At 54.0% G+C, this 16125-nt stretch carries 15 protein-coding genes; 10 read left to right on the forward strand and 5 right to left on the reverse strand.

What is annotated here, in order from left to right; all coding sequences use genetic code 11:
- Positions 1–80 precede the first annotated feature (80 nt).
- Positions 81–908 carry an esterase family protein gene (locus A3850_RS19050; protein ID WP_068221031.1) on the reverse strand — a complete coding sequence of 276 codons (828 nt, stop codon included), beginning with the start codon at positions 906–908 and terminating at the stop codon, positions 81–83.
- Positions 909–1161: 253 nt separating this feature from the next.
- Here A3850_RS19050 and A3850_RS19055 point away from each other — a divergent pair, with 253 nt between their 5' ends.
- A complete protein-coding gene (locus tag A3850_RS19055; protein ID WP_068221033.1) occupies positions 1162–1866 on the forward strand; it encodes an alpha/beta hydrolase-fold protein in 705 nt (234 codons plus the stop codon).
- Between the two features lie 25 nt (positions 1867–1891).
- Here A3850_RS19055 and A3850_RS19060 read toward each other — a convergent pair whose 3' ends face one another.
- Positions 1892–2671, reverse strand: coding sequence for an S-adenosyl-l-methionine hydroxide adenosyltransferase family protein (locus A3850_RS19060; protein WP_068221194.1), 780 nt, complete (start codon positions 2669–2671; stop codon positions 1892–1894).
- Positions 2672–2890: 219 nt separating this feature from the next.
- Here A3850_RS19060 and A3850_RS19065 point away from each other — a divergent pair, with 219 nt between their 5' ends.
- Together A3850_RS19065 and A3850_RS20270 are read left to right on the forward strand one after the other, a co-directional pair.
- Positions 2891–3934 carry a PhoH family protein gene (locus A3850_RS19065; protein WP_068221036.1) on the forward strand — a complete coding sequence of 348 codons (1044 nt, stop codon included), beginning with the start codon at positions 2891–2893 and terminating at the stop codon, positions 3932–3934.
- Between the two features lie 303 nt (positions 3935–4237).
- Entirely contained in the window at positions 4238–4384 is a 147-nt protein-coding gene (locus tag A3850_RS20270; protein ID WP_157501464.1) for a hypothetical protein, read from the forward strand.
- Between the two features lie 24 nt (positions 4385–4408).
- Here A3850_RS20270 and A3850_RS19070 read toward each other — a convergent pair whose 3' ends face one another.
- A complete protein-coding gene (locus A3850_RS19070) occupies positions 4409–5917 on the reverse strand; it encodes a hypothetical protein (protein ID WP_068221039.1) in 1509 nt (502 codons plus the stop codon).
- 685 nt (positions 5918–6602) lie between these two features.
- Here A3850_RS19070 and A3850_RS19075 point away from each other — a divergent pair.
- The 7 genes from A3850_RS19075 to A3850_RS19105 all read left to right on the forward strand — a co-directional run bounded on the left by A3850_RS19075 (position 6603) and on the right by A3850_RS19105 (position 12984).
- The gene (locus tag A3850_RS19075; RefSeq protein ID WP_068221042.1) at positions 6603–7082 is read left to right on the forward strand and encodes a YtxH domain-containing protein; all 480 of its coding nucleotides are present in this window, start codon (positions 6603–6605) and stop codon (positions 7080–7082) included.
- A 177-nt stretch (positions 7083–7259) separates the two neighbouring features.
- The gene (locus A3850_RS19080; protein WP_157501467.1) at positions 7260–7667 is read left to right on the forward strand and encodes a hypothetical protein; all 408 of its coding nucleotides are present in this window, start codon (positions 7260–7262) and stop codon (positions 7665–7667) included.
- Positions 7664–8233: a hypothetical protein gene (locus A3850_RS19085; protein ID WP_068221048.1), complete on the forward strand. Its 570-nt coding sequence runs from the start codon at positions 7664–7666 to the stop codon at positions 8231–8233. The genes A3850_RS19080 and A3850_RS19085 overlap by 4 nt, the downstream gene beginning before the upstream one ends.
- 43 nt (positions 8234–8276) lie before the next feature.
- Entirely contained in the window at positions 8277–8786 is a 510-nt protein-coding gene (locus A3850_RS19090; RefSeq protein WP_068221051.1) for a GreA/GreB family elongation factor, read from the forward strand.
- A gap of 111 nt (positions 8787–8897) precedes the next feature.
- On the forward strand, positions 8898–10925 hold the full coding sequence (gene uvrB, locus A3850_RS19095; RefSeq protein ID WP_068221055.1) for an excinuclease ABC subunit UvrB: 2028 nt from the start codon (positions 8898–8900) through the stop codon (positions 10923–10925).
- 142 nt (positions 10926–11067) lie between these two features.
- Positions 11068–11898 (forward strand): AraC family transcriptional regulator, encoded by an 831-nt coding sequence (locus A3850_RS19100; RefSeq protein ID WP_068221058.1) that lies wholly within the window; start codon positions 11068–11070, stop codon positions 11896–11898.
- 273 nt (positions 11899–12171) lie between these two features.
- A complete protein-coding gene (locus A3850_RS19105; RefSeq protein ID WP_068221061.1) occupies positions 12172–12984 on the forward strand; it encodes a response regulator in 813 nt (270 codons plus the stop codon).
- On the opposite strand, the gene A3850_RS19110 is transcribed toward A3850_RS19105, so the two are convergent.
- Both A3850_RS19110 and A3850_RS19115 read right to left on the reverse strand, forming a co-directional pair.
- Complete coding sequence (locus tag A3850_RS19110) at positions 12971–14935, reverse strand: sensor histidine kinase (RefSeq protein ID WP_068221063.1); 1965 nt, start codon at positions 14933–14935, stop codon at positions 12971–12973. The two genes, A3850_RS19105 and A3850_RS19110, sit on opposite strands and share 14 nt — an antisense overlap.
- Positions 14936–14982: 47 nt before the next feature.
- A complete protein-coding gene (locus tag A3850_RS19115; RefSeq protein ID WP_157501470.1) occupies positions 14983–15978 on the reverse strand; it encodes a DUF3667 domain-containing protein in 996 nt (331 codons plus the stop codon).
- Positions 15979–16125 lie beyond the last annotated feature (147 nt).

Here is a 16125-nt window from a genome sequence, read left to right on the forward strand (position 1 = left end):
GTGAACACTAAAGCAGCCCGGCTACGAATGATCGTAGCCGGGCTGCTCTATTTAAGGAGGATTCTAGATGGTGCCTCTACTTACAACCAGCGTAGGAAGTCGATGATGACCTTGCCCCAGGTTTCGGGGTTGTGCTGCCCGTCGGGCACTTCTACGTAGGTGAAGTCCGTGTTTTCGCGGAGCCCTTTTTCGGTAAGGGCGGCCATGAGTTGGAGGGTATCGTCGATGGCGTCGATGATCCCATTATTGTTCCGGTCGGAAGTTTCGTCGTCAGTACCGGCCATGAACCAGAAGCGGACGGGTGGGGCCTTTTTTGCTTTGCGTACGTAATCGTGCACGATCAGGTCGCGGTCGGGGAACTTTTTGGTGAAGGCTTTCTTCCGCCACCAGAGGGAGCCGCTGAAGATGCCGGCGGCGCCGAACTCCGAGGGGTTGTGCCAGGCCAGGTCGAAGGCACTAAGGCCACCAAGGCTGAAGCCGGCAATGGCACGCTTGCCGGGGTTGTGAAAGATGTTGTACCGGTCCTCCAACCAGGGGATGAGCTCTTCGCGCAGGAAGGTCTGGTATTGCTCGGACTGGTCGCCACGTTGTTGGTAATCCAGCCGGCCGGCCGTGCCGTATTCCCGCATCCGATCTCCAGCGTGGACGCCGACGATGAGGACGTTGCTCAGTACGTCATCGTTATACGCTTGGCGGAGTTGGTCCTCGAGGTTCATCCGTGCTAAATCCTGCCCGTCGTTGAAAACCACGAGGGAGAGCAGGCGCCAGGGAGGTACGGCGGGGCGGTAGACGTCGATCATCACGTCACGGTCCAGGGCGTGGCCGGGCATCAGGAAGGACCGTTTAATGACCTGGCGGCGGCTGGAGAGCACGCTGCCGAGAATTTGCCGGACGTAGGAAAAAGCCATGTAGATCGGGTGGTTAAGCGTTGGTGCCCACGAGTTATGGCACCATTGCTACTCGGAACGTAGCAGCTTGGGAGCGGGTTTCAAGTGTTTGCAAAATAGTCTTGGCTCGTGCGTTTAATTCCGGTGCCGTCCGCTTGGTCATTTTCTCCTCCCCATTACGTGGCACCCGCGGCAGCGCCCGGATGAAAAGTGCGGGAGCGCAGACCTGATTTTTTAGAATCGCTGATTACCTTGTGGGCATACACCCCGCACAATGAAAGAGACGTATACCGAATTTTACAGCCACCATCTGGGCCACAACGTAAAGATGCTCACCTTTGGCGACCGTGGGTACCCGCTGGTGATCTTCCCAACGACGCTGGGCAGCTACTTTGAAGCGAAGGATCGGGGGATGATCGAAAGCATCCGGTGGTTCGTAGAGCGGGGGTTCATCCAGGTATTTTGCCCGGATAGTATTAACAACGAGAGTTGGTACGCAAAGATCCACCCGCGGCACAAGGTGTTGCGCCACATTCAGTACGACCGCTTTCTGGCCGAGGAATTTATCCCCCAGATCCGTTGGAACACCGGCACGGGGAAAGTAGCCTGTTGCGGCATCAGCTTCGGAGGGTTCAGCGCGAGCAACTTCGCTTTCCGCCACCCGGAGATGGTGAGCCACCTGATCTGTTTGAGCGGTGCCTTCAGCATCAAATCCTTCATGCACGGGTACTACGACGATGACGTGTATTTCAACAACCCGGCTGACTTCGTGCAGGGCGCCAACGACCCCGCGATCTGGGAGATGAACATCATCCTCGGAACGAGCAACTGGGATATCTGCCTGGATAACAACCTGAAGTTCAGCAAAACCTTACGGGAACGCAACATCCCCCACTGGCTCGACGTGCGGGGCGACGTGGAGCACGACTGGCCGCTGTGGTTAGAAATGCTGCCGCACTACGTGAGTTTTATTAAGTAGAGACTGGCGACTAGCTATCTAAGGTCTACTCAAACTGTACTTGCACCATATCCTCCTCCTGAATGCTGAGAAGGGATGCGGCGCGGCCAGAATTGATGGCTACCTCGAGGAAGCCATCCGAACTGAAGCGGCAGAGGGTCTCCCCCTGCTCCACGTCGTGGTAATCCTCACTCAGGTGGACGAGGGGCACCATTCGTTTAATCAGTAGCTGAAAGGGGCGGCCCTGGCCGATCTCATCAAAACGGTCGCGGGTAATGTTGGTCGTTACGTTATCGTAACGGTCGATGAAACTGACGGTGCCGCGGATGTAGTCCGGACCAATGACGGGCTGAAAGGCCAACCGTTCGGTAAATTTCTTAAGGGGCAGGCCGACTTCGTAAAAGGGCTTTTCCTCCGCGATGTGGCCGATCGCCTTGGCGTAAATAGCGGGTAGGGAGGTGATGCCCTTGAGGCCGTCCAGCACGTAGGTTTCTTCCGGCGTCTCGTCGAAGATCAGGCTGAACATTCCATTATCGGGCCCGACGAAGAAGTGGCGATCGTGCAAGATGGCCAGGAACCGGCTCTTCACCTTGTAGAAGTCGTTGACGCTGAGCAGGTGGATCGTGCCTTCCGGAAATTGCCGCCACACCCGTTTAAAGATGAAGGCGGCCCGCACGATATCGTAGGGTGGTATTTCGTGGGTGACGTCCACCAACCGGCACGACGGGGCGGCCGTGATTAGGTGAGCCTTCAGCCGGGGGAGGTGAAAGTCTTCGTGGCCAAAATCCGTAGTAAGAGTAATGACGGGTGTGTTCGGTTGAGCCATGGCAGGAGTTGGGCCGGAGGTACGCTGTTCGTTTGTCGGCAAGCGAAGGTACGGCGAAAGGGCTTGGCGGGTGGAGGCACTTTGTTAGTCCCATTCTCTCTTGAAAAGCGCGTGGAGTGCCCCTGGATGAGTCCTTCACGCCGCAACCTTTAGGCCGCCTTTCCCGTTTGCTTGGCCTGAGTCAGTACCTAAATTCGGGTGCGACGTAAACCTATTCGTTTGAGCGAAATCGAACTCTCCATCAGTGGCGTAGATCCGCTGGCCCTATTGGGTGGAAACAATAAGAAACTTAACATAATTCGCGATGGCTTCCCCGACGTCAAAATCACGCAGCGGGGCACCAACGTCAAGATCAAGGGCGGTCCGAAGGACTCCCAAAAGGTAAAGCACCACCTCGAGCTCATGATGCGCCTGTTGCAGGATAACCGCGAGCTCACTACCCAAACCGTAGAGGATATTATGGCGGGAGAAAACCCCTTCATCACCAAACTAGGCCCCGGGGCGTCCAACAAAACCATTTTGTACGGACTGAGTGGCAAGCCCATCAAAGCCCGTACCGCCAACCAGGCTAAACTCGTGGAATCCGCGGCGAAGAACGACATCGTCTTTGCCGTCGGGCCCGCCGGTACCGGTAAGACGTACACCGCCGTGGCGCTGGCCGTCCGGGCACTGAAGACGAAGGCCGTTAAGAAGATCATCCTCACCCGCCCCGCCGTCGAGGCCGGAGAGAGCCTTGGTTTCTTGCCGGGTGATCTGCAGGACAAGATCGACCCCTACCTACGCCCGCTTTACGATGCGTTGGACGATATGATCCCCGCTGACCGGCAAGCGAAATTCCGGGAGGAGCGCATTATTGAGATCGCTCCCCTCGCCTACATGCGGGGCCGGACGCTGGACAACTGTTTCGTCATCATGGACGAAGCTCAGAACACGACCACCAGCCAGCTAAAGATGTTTTTGACGCGCCTCGGCCCTTCGGCAAAGGCGATCATCACCGGAGACTTGAGCCAGGTAGATTTGCCACGTAATCAGCAGTCCGGTCTGCGCCGGGCGGTGAAGATCCTCGGCCCCATTAAGGGCGTTGGCGTAGTGAAGTTGACGGCTGATGACGTTGTCCGCCACCGGTTGGTTAAATCCATCATCAAAGCATACGACGCGGATGATAAGGAAGAAGGCCGCGGCAAATACGCCGACCGGGATGGTGGGACGTTTGAGCGTTTGGGGGCGCCGGCGCGTTCGCGGGATGGGAGAGAGGACAGATAAGCCAACTGTTCCACACATCACAATTCCACTGAAAGCCAACTACCTAAGTAGTTGGCTTTCAGTTTTTTACCTTAATTTTAAGTGATAATTCTGACAAATTTTGCGTCAGCGAGGTCTTTTAAGTGATTGATCCTTATTCCTATTGCAGGCTGACCTTTGCAAGGCAACGGCAATTTGCTTTTCCCCAGGGAGTAATCTAACCCTGAATAATGGATCATCAGCCCTCGTTCATAGGCTGTCCATCCGATTAGGCCTGGGGTGAATTACTGGCGCTCAATTACTTAACCACCAAAACACAATGCTTTGGAAGCTATATTAGGATTACTTAGTCCAGAACAGGTTGACCTTATCCTGGACACTTACGATTCTCTTGAAACCTGGTACAATCAGGTCATCATCACTATTGGAGATACAATTGACAGCATCGTGATTGAGGACGTACTACTTTAAGCGTATCGTTGGTGCCCCATCGGGTCACTTTACCCCCGCCAAGTGCCGCATGATGATCTGCCAGAGGTTTTCGTAGACGATGATCTCCAAATCATTCTGTGGCCCGGTTGCCAGCGCCTCCCGCATGCGGGTGAGGGTGCGGGCAGATTTCCGTTCCGCCGCGATACTGTTGAAATTGGCCTGGATAACGATCAGTAACAATTTGAAGAAAGCGTTATTTCTGAGGTTATTATCATCTTTTAGGTAACGGTTGCAGTAGATGGCCAAGGCATCCGTTCGGTCGATGACCGCATCGTATTTACCCTGGAGAATAAGGATCACCGCCTGAAGGATCAGGATTTGAATGTTCGTCCCCTGCTTATTGCGGATGTTGGCCGGCACGTTGTTGAGGAAACTACTCAGCCGGAACCGTTTGATCTTGGGCCAGCCCGGCCGCACCACGATCTCACCGGCCAGGATGAGCATTTGGATATAAGCGGTGAGGATGGTCCAGAATTCCTGGTGGCGGGCCGTCAGCAGTTTCTTCAGGCCACGTTTTTCCACCTCGGCGTAGGCCTGATAGGCATGGTCGTAGTTTTCGGTGAGCAAACTTAGCCGGATGGTGTATTCGTAGAGTTTGAGCTCGTTGATCGTCCCGCGCGGCACCCACTGGCTGGCGGCTTCGATTTGTTTTTGCCCCAGGGCGAAATCACGCAGCTTAGTGGTGCAGTCCACCCGCACGAGTGCCAGCATGGCGATGGAAGTCATGCTCACACCGTGACAGCGTTGAATGGCTTCCATTCCCTTTTCGGCGCTGTGGATGGCTTCCAGGTATTTGCCCTGGTACATATAGCTGGCCAGTTCCGTTTGGGTGAACATCGTTTGCACTAGCGACACGTTCGGGTTGCGTTGCTGAAGTGGGCGATCCAACTCCGTGAACTTGGCGGCCATTTCACCGATCTTCAGGGGCGACCGGTGGTTGGCATACACCTGGTTCCTGATGGCCCGGTAGTGGGCCGTGATAACGTCGAGGTCCTGACAAACCTTACTATAGTGCAGGTATAAATCGTGGTACTTGGTGAAGAGTTGTTCGTTATAGGCGACACCCAGATAGAGGCTACTGAGTACATCTACCAGACCAAAGTTGAGCCGTGCATTCTCGTAGTGTTGTACCCGGCGAAAGGTTTGGGAGGCCACCTCACGGGCGGCGGAATACAGGCGGCGCCGGGTTAAGATCCGGGCCACTTCGAGTTGCCGATAGCCGTGTTCGTAGGCTTCGTCGTAAGTCCGGTATTTTGGTTGCATGGCCTGGTTGATCAGGATGGCCTTGATCAGGTAGCGGTTCAGCCGGCTCCGGATGGCGCGGTACCGATTATCAGTCGTAGCGACTTCCCCTCCGTAGAGTTGATCGACGGCCATTTGCTCCGTGCCCCCGGCTTGGAGGATGGAATGCAGGGTAAACACCAGGGTGTTTTTTTGCTGCTCGGTCTCCCCCATCGCCGTGAGAAGTGCCTCGGGGCTCACGTGGGGCACAAGTTCAAGGGTTGTATTCATCGATCTAAGGTAGAAAATGAATCACAATCCATTAACTTTATCCTACTACAATCAACTGACAATCAACTATATAAATTTTTTAACTTCCTGAAATAGGGGGAAAACAGGCGTCACCAATCACTGTTTTTTGATTGTTTTCCACGCTCAGCTTGCCCCTACCTTGGTACCATCAAAGAATCACAGCACCTGTACTGACTGGAATCACACAGTGCTACTGGCCCGCAAGGGTTTATACGTTTGAGTTGTTGTTTAGTATTTAGTTGGTGCCATGGCCACGTTTCTCATGAAAGATTGAAGACGACCCAATAATGGCCATGGCACCTTTTTTAGCCCTCTTAGAATTGCACCTCCCATTCACATTCACGGCTAGTATTTGCCCCGCAGCTAACGAACCTTGTTAGCCGGGGCTTCGTGTTTACTTGCCCTTCTGCACGGCACCCGCGGCAGCGCCATATTTCTACATTTGTGCCCCTACAACTGCCTCAACTAGTCTGCTAAAGACCCTACCCACAGGGCATTAGCCGAATTAGACGAGTTGGCGCTGACGCAGGTGCCAGGTAATTGGGGAAATAAAGCCAGCCCTAAAAATTTTGGGGCGGACAACGAACAAACTTGAGTGCCGACGCGCTTAATTGGCAGGGATAACACGAAGTTGCCCCGCTCACATAACCAAAATCTAAGCATAATGAACAACCAGAATAACGACAGCTCTAAAGGATGGGCACTTGGATTCGGCCTGCTCGCCGGTATCGCGGTAGGTTACTACCTCAACTCTAACGAAGGACGCGCCGCCCGCCGCAAAGCTCAGGTTCGTTTCGACGAATACGGCAACCAAATCTCCGAGTACAGCACCCAAGTATCCACCCGCGCCAGCGAACTCGCCGCAGAAGCAAAGAACAAAGGCCAGGAATACGTAAACACCGCCAAAGTAAAGGGCCAGGAGTACGTAGAGACCGCCAAAACGCAACTCGCTTCCGGTAAGGAATGGGCTACGGAAACAGCCGGCACCGTAAAATCTACCGTAACGACCCAGGTGAACAGCCTTAAGTCTGGCGCCACTGAATCCGCCAACTCCGTTGCTGACAGCTTCAAGAGGGGTATGGACAAAGCAAAGAACAATATTGACGGCAAGGCCGACAAAATTGAAGAGATCGTAAAGGCCTAATTCGGCCCCACATCGCAAGTAAGGAAATAGCCGTGGTGCAGTTGCACGACGGCTATTTCTGTTTCTATTCCACGCTGAGCACCCGTGTTCATATTTTTTTCGTGCTGCTGCGCACAGATGCCAACCCGGGCCGTTAGATCAATAGCCATTACTGAACCAGCAAACACTCCTTTTGATATGTTGAGACCAAGACAAGCACCCCTTGCGGAGCAAGTAGGCGAGACCGTGGGCTACGTTGCCGAGATATTTGACCGGAAGGTGGAGAGCATTAAGATCAGTGTAGCGGAAACCTCCGCCTCTACAATTTCCGGCGTCATCATGGGTTTAGTCCTCGCAACGTTGGGATTGATCCTATTCATCTTTTCGCTCGCCACGCTGGGGTTCTGGATTGCGGGCATGGAAGAAGCCGTTAAAGGTTTTGGTATTGTCTGCCTAATCCTCCTGGGTCTGCTGATTTTGATCTTCCTGCTTCGAAATGTCCTGATCGTAAATCCAGCCGTGCGGAAGATCATTGCCATCTTTTTCCCCGAAGACCCAGAGGCTGAGAAAAAGCCAACCGTGACCAAGCAAATTGAAACGACATGAGTGAATCTAAGCACATCCACACCTTCCAGGAACTTGAAGAACGCAAGCGTGAATTAGAGCTGGAAGTAGAAGTATCCAAACGAGAGCTGGCCCACAGCCTCGGAACGAGTAAGGTAAATTTGAATGATTTCCTACTCAAAAAAGTAGCTCTCCCAATCGGTGGAGCTATTGCTGGCGTGTACCTGATCTCCAAACTAACGGGCGGAAAGAAAAACGAGCCTACTCACGAATACCACGAGAAGACGATCGTCCGGGAAGTTCCAGCGGGCGACGAGGTGGCCAAATACCACTACCCCGTGCCACCCCCGCGGGAAGAACGCCGGCAACAGGCTGCTTCGGGATACGCTGCTCGCCAACCGGCCTACCAACGCCCGACTCCTGAGCGTAAGCAGAAAACGGATGGTCTGGACGTGAGCCAGAAGGACAAAAGCAACCTGGTCAATCTGGCAACTATTGCCTCCGTAGCCAAGATTGCCGTCCCCGCGGTAAAAATGATCATCAAGGCGGTGAAGGACCACCAGGATAAGCAGTTGGCCCGTAATACGGATGGCGTGCCTAACATTTAGCAGCCACCTAGCTTTATTTTGTAGCGATCAATTATTCCGCCCTATGAGCCGTGGCTTCGTCAAAGAATCGGACCAGGAAGAGCTCCCCCTCATCCCCGCCCGGGCGCCACTGCCCGCTGGTGTGACCAATTACGTGACGCCAACTGGTTTGCGGGCGCTACGGGCTGAACGGGAAGAGCTGGAAGCCGAAAAGGCTGCCCTCCCCACCACCAACGAAGACGAACACCGCCGTGCGACTACGGTAATCGATGGCAAACTGGCCTTACTGAACCAACGCATCACCGGCGCCCGCCCGGTGGATCTGCGAAAGCAACCAGAGGGAGAAGTCCGTTTTGGCGCTACGGTGCACATTACTTTTTTGAAGAATAGTGCCCAACAACAATTCCAAATTGTAGGCGTAGACGAGGCCGACGTGAAGAACAACAAATTGGCCTTCACCGCGCCGATCGTCCGGGCGCTCACTGGTTTGTACGAAGGCGAGGTAGCCGATTTCAACCTCGGCGGTGAAACCAGGCAGATCCGGGTGGATAAGATCAGCTACGGGTTGAACTGACTACCCGCTTATTGCTTACCCATTGTAGCATTTCCTTTCGCAAAAGTTTTTCCAAAAGCTCCTACGAAACCAACTGGTGCAGCATCTTAGCCTGACCAGCAACCCCTAACCATGGCCTTCAAGATCCACTCCCCTTTCTCCCCAACCGGCGATCAGCCACAGGCCATCAAGGAATTGGTGCACAACGTTGAACAGGGGGAGCGCGGGCAGGTCCTGCTGGGGGTAACCGGCTCGGGTAAGACCTTTACGATGGCCAACGTCATCGCGCAGTTGAACCGGCCCACGTTGGTGCTGACCCACAATAAAACCCTTACGGCACAGCTGTACGGAGAATTCACGGAGTTCTTCCCCAATAACGCGGTGGAGTACTTCGTGAGTTACTACGATTACTACCAACCGGAGGCCTACATCTCTACGTCGGATACCTACATCGAGAAGGACCTGGCCATTAACGAGGAGGTGGATAAGCTAAGGTTGCGCGCTACCTCGAATCTCCTGACTGGCCGCCGCGACATTGTGATTGTCGCCTCCGTCTCCGTCATCTACGGTATGGGCAACCCGGAGGATTACAAGTCGGGAATCGTACGCCTTAAGAAAGGTCAGATCAAGAGCCGCAACGGCCTGCTCTACGATCTGGTGGACAGCCTCTACGCCCGCACGGAAGTGGAATTTAAACGCGCCACCTTCCGAGTAAGGGGGGACACGGTGGACATCAACCTTCCCTACGCAGAATTTGGCCTGCGGGTCATCTTTTTTGGAGACGAGATTGAGACCATCGAGCGCTTTGAGATCGAGACGGGAAAGCGGATTGAGGAATTGGAGTTCGCCGCCGTCTTCCCGGCCAATCTATACGTAGCGCCCAAGGAAAGACTCAACGGCATCATCGCTCAGATTGAGGATGAGCTTTACGAGCAGGAGCGGTACTTCGAGCGGGAGGGACGCTTGCTGGAAGCCAAACGCATCCACGAACGGGTAGCCTTTGACCTGGAGATGCTCAAGGAATTGGGCTACTGTAACGGGGTGGAGAACTATTCCCGCTTCTTCGACCGCCGCAAACCGGGCACCCGCCCCTTCTGCCTGCTGGACTACTTCCCGGACGACTTCCTGATGATCATCGACGAGAGCCACGTGACCGTACCGCAAGTACGCGGGATGTTTGGGGGTGACCGGGCCCGAAAACTGTCGCTGGTGAACTTCGGCTTTCGCCTCCCCTCCGCGATGGATAACCGTCCGCTCAACTTCACGGAATTTGAATCGCTGATTAATCAGGTCATCTACGTATCGGCTACGCCCGGCGATTACGAACTGGAGCAGACCGGTGGCGAGATCGTTGAACAACTCATCCGCCCCACCGGGCTGGTGGACCCTCCAATTGAAGTACGCCCCAGCATCAATCAGATTGACGATTTACTCGAAGAGATTGACAACCGGGTGAAGGCTAACGAACGGGTACTCGTTACTACCCTCACGAAGCGGATGAGTGAGGAACTGACCAAATACCTGGAATCCCTAAGCGTGAAGGTCCGCTACATCCACAGTGAAGTGGACACGATGGAGCGGGTGGAAATCCTCCGCGACCTGCGGTTGGGGGAATTCGACGTGCTGGTCGGCGTCAACCTGCTACGGGAAGGTCTGGACTTACCGGAGGTATCCCTCGTCGCCATCATCGACGCAGATAAGGAGGGCTTCCTGCGCAACGAACGGTCTTTGACTCAGACTGCCGGCCGTGCGGCCCGTAACGTCAATGGTAAAGTCATCTTCTACGCCGACGTGGTGACGGACTCGATGCAAAAGACCATCGACGAGACGAATCGCCGCCGTGCCGTGCAGCTGGCCTACAACGAGGAACACGGCATCACGCCCAAGACGCTCGCCAAGACGCGCGAACAGATCATGGAACGGAGTACGATCCTGGATATCCGGGGTAAGAAAGCGCGCGTGAGCAACGTCGAACGGGTAGAGATAAAAAGCGCTGCGGACCCGATCCTCAACACGATGTCCAAAGAGCAAATCGAACTGGCGATGAAGGAGGCGGAACGGAAGATGAAAAAGGCGGCCAAGGAATTGGACTTCATGAGTGCGGCGCAGTACCGGGATGAGGTGTTTGCGTTGAAGGCGCGGTTGAATGGGGGGAGGTAGTTTTTAGTTTCTAGTGGGTAGTTTCTAGTGGGTAGTTTCTAGTCGGGTGGTGGTTTAGCTTCGCTGCTACTTCGTGGTGGTGCTTTGGTGCTTTGGTGGAGGCGTCGTTCAACTAAATGGGGTCTAAGTTTTTTACGGGAGTATGCAACAACACTTTCGCGACGCGGCTACGAAGGGGTACCTGAAGATCATGGTGGGCCAGGATGACCTGCACTATAACCCGTACGAGAATGCCGGCAAACCCTACACCGTAGCCTGGAACCGGGGCGAGGCGCAACGGTTGGTGGTGGATGAGACGGAACACACCATCGGTAAGAACCAGATGGCGCTGCTCGTGGTGGAACAGGACTTCACCTTTGACCGGCCGGAGGATATTACGGCTTACCAGTTTAATCGGGAGTTCTACTGTATTGTGGACCACGACAAGGAGGTGAGCTGCGTGGGCTTCATTTTTTACGGTTTGCCGAGCCCGATGATCATTGAGCTGGACGAGGCGGAGATCCGGTCATTTGATCTGTTGCATCAGGTTTTTCTGGAGGAATTTGCGAACTACGATACCATCCAGGGAGAGATGTTGAGGATGTTGCTGAAGCGGCTCATCATTAAGGTTACCCGCATTGCTAAGGAGCAACATTTACAGGAGGAACTACCCTCGCAGGAGTATGACTTGCTGCGGGAATTCAACCTGCTCGTAGAAAAAAATTTCCGCCAGTACCATCAAGTGCAGGACTACGCAGGGCTCCTTTTCAAAAGCCCAAAAACGCTCAGTAATCTATTCAAGAAGGCCGGCGCCAAATCACCGCTGAAGATCATTCAGGAGCGGATCAGTCTGGAAGCAAAACGGCTACTTCGTTATACGGACAAGGATGTTGCGGAGATCGGGTATGACCTGGGATTCGTGGAGTCCAGCCATTTCAGCCGGTTCTTCAAGAAGATGGAGGGGATGAGCCCGGGGGCCTTTCGGAAGGGATAGATGGGGGCGATTTAGCCAGGCAATAACAATGGTGCGGTCTTGTTTAGCCTTCCAAAATATGTAGCTACACGCTTTTACGAGATCCACACCGAATAATCCGTGTCGTTCACTGAATAATCATGACCGTTCCCTGAAAGTGTGGCCGCATATTTAGGAAGCGCGTGCATTCGGCCTACTTTTGTACCCGTTACGATTTATAGCAATGTTATCAGAAATATGGGTGCGTGGAAAACATACTGTCACAAAATTTAGCGCCAGTTCAATACAATTTTAATGCCCGGTGCGCAACTGCTTATTGTTGAAGATGACCCCATCATCGCTGCGGACCTCGGAGACCGAGCAGTGGAACTTGGTTATGAAGTACTAGCCCTGTTGCGGCACGGCGAGGCGGCGCTGAAATTTGTCCGCTCCGGTCAGGTACCCGATCTTATTTTAATGGATATTCAACTCGCCGGAGCGATGGATGGCATTACGGCGGCCATTCAACTTTACGAAGAGTTCCCCCAACTCCCCCTGATCTTCCTTACGGCGAATACGGATACGGCTACCTTCAGCAGCGCGCGCCAGGCCAGGCCCCGGGCTTTCCTATCCAAGCCCATCCGTACAAATGACCTGGTCTATGCCATCGAGTTAGCCCTGGATGAAGGGCTACGCCCCAACGCACTGCCCCTCGCCAATGACCCGGCACCTGCGGCAGCGCCCTCTACTGATCCTGATGGGTTAGCAGACCCTTCGGCAGACGAACGGGATAGTGCTGAAGACCTAGCCTCTAAAAATATCATCTCGCTTCGAAGTGGCAACCGACTATTGCGGCTCGACTTAGGCCAAGTACGGTACGTAAAGGCCAACGACTATTACTGCCAAGCCGTAATGAAAACGGGTGATACGATGCTGACGATGACGCTAAAGGCGTTCCTCAGTTTCCTACCGCAGAACCATAGTTTCATGCGCGTCCACCGCTCCTACTTAATCAACCTGCACCACCTGAAAGAAGTCGCGCAGCATACGGTAATTATTGCCGGTGAGGAGATTCCCGTCAGCCGCAATAAGCGGAAGGAATTACTGGAGCGACTTAAGGAATTGTAGCGGCAGAAAATTCGGGGATGCTGACCTGCACCCCGTAACCCACCTCCTTCACCTCTTCCAACTCGGCGTTCATTTTCGCCGCCAGCAAACTAATTAACCGGCTACCGAAGCGAGTGCCAGTGGACTCCTCACGCAGACCTACCCCATCATCGGCCACCCGCATAATGAGCGTATCGTTGGCCTCTACTTGCAGGTTGACCTCAATGGTTCCGGACCGCCCACCAGGGAAGGCGTATTTAACGGCGTTGGTCACCAATTCATTATAGATCAAACCCAGCGGAATGGCCAAATCAACGTCCAGCCAAACGGACTCGATGTCTTGATAAAGATCGATCTGGTCGCCAGCCGTACTGGCCGAAAGGATGGCCTTGCCCAATTCTTCAAAATAGACTGCCGTGTCCACTGAGGTCACCTCATCATCCGCGTAGAGTTGCTGGTGCAGGAGCCCCATCGCATTGATCCGGTTACTCCCTTCCTTGAGCGCATTTCGTGCTCCTTGTTCCCCTTCGGTATCGCCGGTAACGGCACTCTCCTGCAGGCGGAAGAGGCTGGAAAGCATCTGTAGATTGTTCTTGACGCGGTGGTGGACTTCCTTAACCAGCGCCTCCTTATGCGTCAGTAGCTTACGGTATTCCCCGTTGCGGCGGCTCAACTTGCGCGCGAGGAAGAAAAGTGTAAGCCCGAAGGCCAGCACGACCAACAAGCCGGCTACCGTTGCAGTCAGGATTAAACGCTGGCGTGCTAACTGAGCGTCTTGATCCAGGATCCGGGCTTCCTTGCGCGCGGTCTCGAAGGTGATGGCCCGCTCCGCCCGCAGGCTGGCAATTTCGGTGGAATCGGCCAGCCGCTGATTAGTGTAAGCCCTACGGACGTACGCTAGCGCCTTATCCGTTTCTCCGCGGGCTTCCAGGTACGGCGCCAATTCCATGGCCACCTGCCCGGCCAGGGGGCTGATCCGCAACGCTTCGTAGTCTCGCACGTAGCCGAAGTAGTCATCCAACGCTTCAACGGCCTGCCTTTCGTTTAGCAGTTGGTGGTGAGCGTAGGCTTTTGGCACCGCGAAACGGCGGAGGCGGTCATCGTCAAAACCAGTGGCTTCGCGGTGGACGGCGAATGCTTCGTTCAGGATCGTGAGGGCAGCTTCCGGCTCGTCGTTCATGATCTTGGCCAGGGCGCGTTCCGTTTGGATGCGAACGTAGGTATCCGCGTCGTCGGGGTTATCCAGCAGCGCGCGTTTTGCGTAGATGGTTGCGGCTACCTCTTCCATAGCATCAAACTCCTCCAAAATCACCAGGGCCCGGACGAGCTGGTCAGCTGCCGAAAGGTAGAGGTAGGGGCTCTCCTCCCACGTCACCAGGTCGAAGGCTTTCTGGGCGTAGCGGCGGACTTCGTTGGGTTCATCCAAGCCGTCGTACAGGAAGGCCATGCGGCTGTATCCTTCTGAAAGTACCAGCGGCTCTGCCTCAGCCTCCAGCACCGGGATGGCCGCAACCATGGGCGCTTCGGCTTCGGCGTAGCGGCCGATGGAGCAGAGGTCCGTACCTAAATCTATTTGTGCCCGGGCGGCCATGAGTGGCTCACCACCGGCTTCGTAAAGATCTACCGCCTGCCGCTCGTAACTAATGGACGCTTCAAAATCCGCATCCGTCTGGTAGTAGATATTGTGGTAGAGCGCCCAGGCGTTTTTCACGTGGGCCTGGCCGACAATGTTATTTGCGCGCTGGGCGATACTGTCCGCCTTCACGAGAAAGGAACGTGGTACATCAGTCGCATCGGGGCCTTCGTAGCTGACCTGTAGGTAAGCTCGGATATCGTCATAATCTAATGGACTACTCTCCTGCAAGGCAGTTAGCAGTTGCTCGGGGTCTTCCCAAATATCCTGGCAGAACAGACCGTTCGATGAGAGTACCAAGAACAAGCTGATAGCAATACATGCGTAATTACGAGGCATTCAGCAAGGTAAGCCTTACTATTATTTTGTCCATAGTTCGCGGTCCCCTAACCTTTGGAGATGGCCACCAAAACGAAGCCCGCAATCGTAATGATTGTTCCGGCAATGCCGAAACGGATTGTCCAACGCCAAGTCTTGGCGAAGCGCGCGATGATACCTCCCGTCACTACCAAACCGATACCAATTACGGGAATGATCCTCAAATAGTGCTTGAGCGACAGCCCATCCTGGCTGCCCATTGCCCCTTTTAAGTAACCACCTACGTATAGTGTCTGACCCACAAATGCGATGATCCCTAAAAAGATTAGCGCTTGTATACCTATCGCTAAGAGTACATCGGATGGTTTATCGATCCAGACCCGCACAATGGCGTATAGGAGATAAGCCATTTGAAGAAACCCGATGGCCTGATACGCTTTCGCTATCGCAAACGGATCGGATAGGATTAAGAAAAAGGGAATTAAAAAGACGGAAAATAACGTCGCGTGCGCACTAGTATAGGCGGTTGCCACTATCGTCTCCGTATAGTTATAATCCTTCCTGGGGAATACGAAATAATATAAAAGCGCATTTAGTGGAATAAACAATAAACTGAAATAACTACTGTACTGGATAAACCACTTCGTCATTTTCTTTAAAAAGGAAGTGTATGCATCCGTGTACCACCGGGCAAATTCTTCCGCTTGGGCATTATTATCTTCCGCCTGGGCTAAAAGGGCATCCAGCATTTGTTGACGGCCAGCTTCGTATTCCTGCTCGTAAAAAGGCATTAAAAAATCATGGAGAGGCTCTCCGAAACGCAGTTGCACGACGAAGTAGGACGCCGCCACCACCGAAAGCGCAAACAGAAAATAGCGCGTCGGCCGAATAAACCGGGCCCGGTCCTTAAACAAATAGGTATCGACGACCTCATTCGGGTAGGTCGTCAATTTCACTACCGTACCCAGCATGCCTCGGTCCGCATTCGCGAGATCGGCAAAAAAGGTTTTTATTAGTGCGCCGAAGGATAGCCGTTCGGGCGGTTCGTTGTTGGGGGTAGCCATAGGGTTGGCGTTCAATTTTAGCGGAAAGCGAACTCCAATTTAGTCTTTAGAAGTGGTTTATCGTTATTTCGCCCTACATCCGAGCCCGCATCCAATTCCTAAGGGAGTACCGTGGCGCTGCCGCAGGTGCTAAAAAATTGGATGAGC

This window comes from Lewinella sp. 4G2 (assembly GCF_001625015.1).
Classification (GTDB): Bacteria; Bacteroidota; Bacteroidia; order Chitinophagales; family Saprospiraceae; genus Neolewinella.

Bases quoted from the DNA above. Each gene is read 5' to 3' on its own strand.
- A3850_RS19100 (WP_068221058.1), top strand. From the start codon at position 11,068: ATGCAACAACACTTTCGCGACGCGGCTACGAAGGGGTACCTGAAGATC.
- A3850_RS19085 (WP_068221048.1), top strand. From the start codon at position 7,664: ATGAGTGAATCTAAGCACATCCACACCTTCCAGGAACTTGAAGAACGC.
- A3850_RS19115 (WP_157501470.1), bottom strand. From the start codon at position 15,978: ATGGCTACCCCCAACAACGAACCGCCCGAACGGCTATCCTTCGGCGCA.
- A3850_RS19090 (WP_068221051.1), top strand. From the start codon at position 8,277: ATGAGCCGTGGCTTCGTCAAAGAATCGGACCAGGAAGAGCTCCCCCTC.
- A3850_RS19110 (WP_068221063.1), bottom strand. From the start codon at position 14,935: ATGCCTCGTAATTACGCATGTATTGCTATCAGCTTGTTCTTGGTACTC.
- A3850_RS19050 (WP_068221031.1), bottom strand. From the start codon at position 908: ATGGCTTTTTCCTACGTCCGGCAAATTCTCGGCAGCGTGCTCTCCAGC.
- A3850_RS19105 (WP_068221061.1), top strand. From the start codon at position 12,172: ATGCCCGGTGCGCAACTGCTTATTGTTGAAGATGACCCCATCATCGCT.
- A3850_RS19055 (WP_068221033.1), top strand. From the start codon at position 1,162: ATGAAAGAGACGTATACCGAATTTTACAGCCACCATCTGGGCCACAAC.
- uvrB (WP_068221055.1), top strand. From the start codon at position 8,898: ATGGCCTTCAAGATCCACTCCCCTTTCTCCCCAACCGGCGATCAGCCA.
- A3850_RS19070 (WP_068221039.1), bottom strand. From the start codon at position 5,917: ATGAATACAACCCTTGAACTTGTGCCCCACGTGAGCCCCGAGGCACTT.
- A3850_RS19075 (WP_068221042.1), top strand. From the start codon at position 6,603: ATGAACAACCAGAATAACGACAGCTCTAAAGGATGGGCACTTGGATTC.
- A3850_RS19060 (WP_068221194.1), bottom strand. From the start codon at position 2,671: ATGGCTCAACCGAACACACCCGTCATTACTCTTACTACGGATTTTGGC.
- A3850_RS19080 (WP_157501467.1), top strand. From the start codon at position 7,260: ATGTTGAGACCAAGACAAGCACCCCTTGCGGAGCAAGTAGGCGAGACC.